Below are 2,462 nucleotides of genomic sequence, written 5' to 3'. Positions count from 1 at the left end.
GATCGGACCGGCAATGATGGCGGTCGGCAGAGCGACGATCAGGCCGTAGAGAATGGTTTTGCCAATGTCGGCGCCAAACACGCCGATGGCCAGCAGCGGCCCCGGATGCGGCGGCACCAGGCCGTGCACCGCCGAGAGGCCGGCCAGCAGTGGAATGCCGATCTTGATCAGCGACACCCCGGTGCGCCGGGCAACGATGAACACCAGCGGGATCAGCAGCACGAAGCCGATCTCGAAGAACAGCGGGATGCCCACCAGGAACGCGGCGAACATCATCGCCCACTGCACCCGCTCCTTGCCGAACGAACGGATCAGGGTCTGGGCGATCTGATCGGCGCCGCCGGACTCGGCCATCATTTTTCCGAGCATGGTGCCCAGGGCCAGGATGATGCCGACAAAACCGAGTACGCCACCAAAACCGTCCTGGAACGCCTTGATGATCTTGTCCACCGGCATGCCCGAGGTCAGGCCGAGGAACCCCGCGGCGATGGTCAGGGCAATAAAGGGATGCAGCTTGAATCGGGTGATCAGTACGATCAGACCGATGATAGTGACCACTGCATCAACCAGCAGATAGGTCTCTTGGGACATGCCAAACATGGGATTGCCTCCGGTTTGTTGTTTTTATTAAAGCGTTAAAAACAAGGGCCGAGTGGGATAGCGCTACCTATTTCGAGCCAGCACTTAATGTGAAGGTTCAAGGCCATGCTCCAGCCACCATTGGTTGGCCAGTTCGGCCAGGCGCTGGACGCTCAGGGTGCTGGCATCCAGGGCCAGGGTGAGCGGCTCCCCCACCGGGGATTCGAGGGTGGCGAACTGACTGTCGATCAGGGTCGAAGGCATGAAATGCCCTGGCCGGTGTGCCACGCGATCGGCGGCCACTGCCGGTGTCAGTTCGAGGAAGATAAAGCCCAGGCCGGGGGTGGCGGCGCGCAGGCGCTCGCGGTATTTGCGTTTCAGGGCCGAGCAGGTCAGTACCGGACGCTGACCGGCGGCCAGGGTACGACGCAATTCATCGCAGAGGCTGTCGAGCCAGCCGGCACGGTCGTCGTCGTCGAGGGGAATGCCGGCGCTCATCTTGGCGATATTGGCGGCAGGGTGGAACGTATCGCCTTCAATGGCCGTGGCGCCGCTGCGTTGGCACAGGGCCTGACTGACACTGGATTTGCCACAGCCGGCAACACCCATGATGACCAGGGCGGTAATAGATTGACTCATGTAACACCTCAGCGCGCAGACAGCGCTACCTTCGCTAGTTCTAGTTCTAGTACAAAAACAGTGTCTGCCGACGCCTTCTTGTCATTTTTGTGGGTTGCCGCGTATATAGTCCGCCAAACCAAAGAGCGAGGGTCAGGCACACCTCGCTCACGCATTGCAGCTGTTTCAGGACAGCGCTACCTTAGTGACTTGAATTTTGTTTGGCAAGCCGTCTGATGACCACTCATAAAAACGATAAAAACTCCCGTACCACGGGGCGCCCTACCCTCAACGAAGTGGCACGCCTGGCTGGAGTCAGCCCGATTACCGCTTCCCGTGCCCTGCGCGGTGTCAGCAGCGTGGCCACCGAACTGGTGGAAAAGGTGCAGAAGGCCGCGCTGGAGTTGAACTACGTGGTCAACTCCGCCGCCCGCGCCCTGGCCTCGGCCCAGAGCCAATCGGTGGTGGTGCTGGTGCCGTCGCTGTCCAACCTGCTGTTCATTGAAACCCTGGAAGCCATCCATCAGGTCCTGCGACCCAAGGGCTTCGAAGTGTTGATTGGCAACTACCACTACTCCAGGGATGAAGAAGAGAACCTGCTGCGCAACTACATGACCTACCAGCCCCGGGGTCTGCTGCTGACCGGTTTCGACCGTACCGAAAGCGCCCGGCGGATGATCGAGGCCAACAATATTCCCTGTGTCTACATGATGGATCTGGACTCCGGTGCCGGGCTCAACTGCGTGGGCTTTTCCCAGTTGAATGCCGGCGAGACCGCCGCCCAGCATCTGATTTCCCGTGGCCGCAAACACCTGGCCTACGTCGGTGCACAACTGGATCAACGCACCCTGCTGCGGGGCGAAGGTTTCCGTCGCGCCCTGCAAGAGGCCGGGCTGTACAACCCCGACCTGGAACTGCTGACCCCACGTCCATCCTCCGTGGGCCTGGGCGGCGAACTGTTCCTGCAACTGATGCAGAGCCAGCCGCAAGTGGACGCCATCTTCTTCGGCAACGACGACCTGGCCCAGGGCGCGCTACTGGAAGCCATGCGCTGCGGCATCAAGGTCCCGGAACAGGTCGCAGTGCTGGGCTTCAACGACCTGCCGTCCTCGGAACACATGGTGCCGCGCCTGAGCAGCATCAGCACCCCAAGGGAAGCCATTGGCCGCCGCGCAGCCGAGCAGATGCTGACCTTGCTGGCCGGCAACAGCGTGGCCGAGCCCGTGGTGGACATGGGCTTCGAGCTGCGGGTGCGGGAAAGCACC

At 61.5% G+C, this 2,462-nt stretch carries 3 protein-coding genes; 1 reads left to right on the top strand and 2 read right to left on the bottom strand.

The features are described from left to right. Positions 1–600 (bottom strand): GntT/GntP/DsdX family permease (locus tag BLX41_RS19495; protein ID WP_259745015.1); only part of this gene is annotated, 600 nt, incomplete at its 3' end. An 84-nt stretch (positions 601–684) separates the two neighbouring features. Further along, positions 685–1,218 (bottom strand): gluconokinase, encoded by a 534-nt coding sequence (locus BLX41_RS19490; protein WP_102860632.1) that lies wholly within the window; start codon positions 1,216–1,218, stop codon positions 685–687. Between the two features lie 215 nt (positions 1,219–1,433). Between BLX41_RS19490 and gntR the strand changes: the two genes are divergently transcribed. After that, a partial coding sequence (gene gntR / locus BLX41_RS19485; protein WP_148059758.1) for an HTH-type transcriptional regulator GntR occupies positions 1,434–2,462 on the top strand: 1,029 nt, incomplete at its 3' end.

The organism is Pseudomonas protegens, assembly GCF_003732485.1.
GTDB lineage: Bacteria > Pseudomonadota > Gammaproteobacteria > Pseudomonadales > Pseudomonadaceae > Aquipseudomonas > Aquipseudomonas protegens_B.
The sequence above is the reverse complement of the archived record's forward strand: the minus strand, read 5'-3'. Positions and strand labels throughout refer to the sequence as shown.

Coding starts and splice junctions, on each gene's coding strand:
- BLX41_RS19490 (WP_102860632.1), bottom strand. CDS start 1,218: ATGAGTCAATCTATTACCGCCCTGGTCATCATGGGTGTTGCCGGCTGT.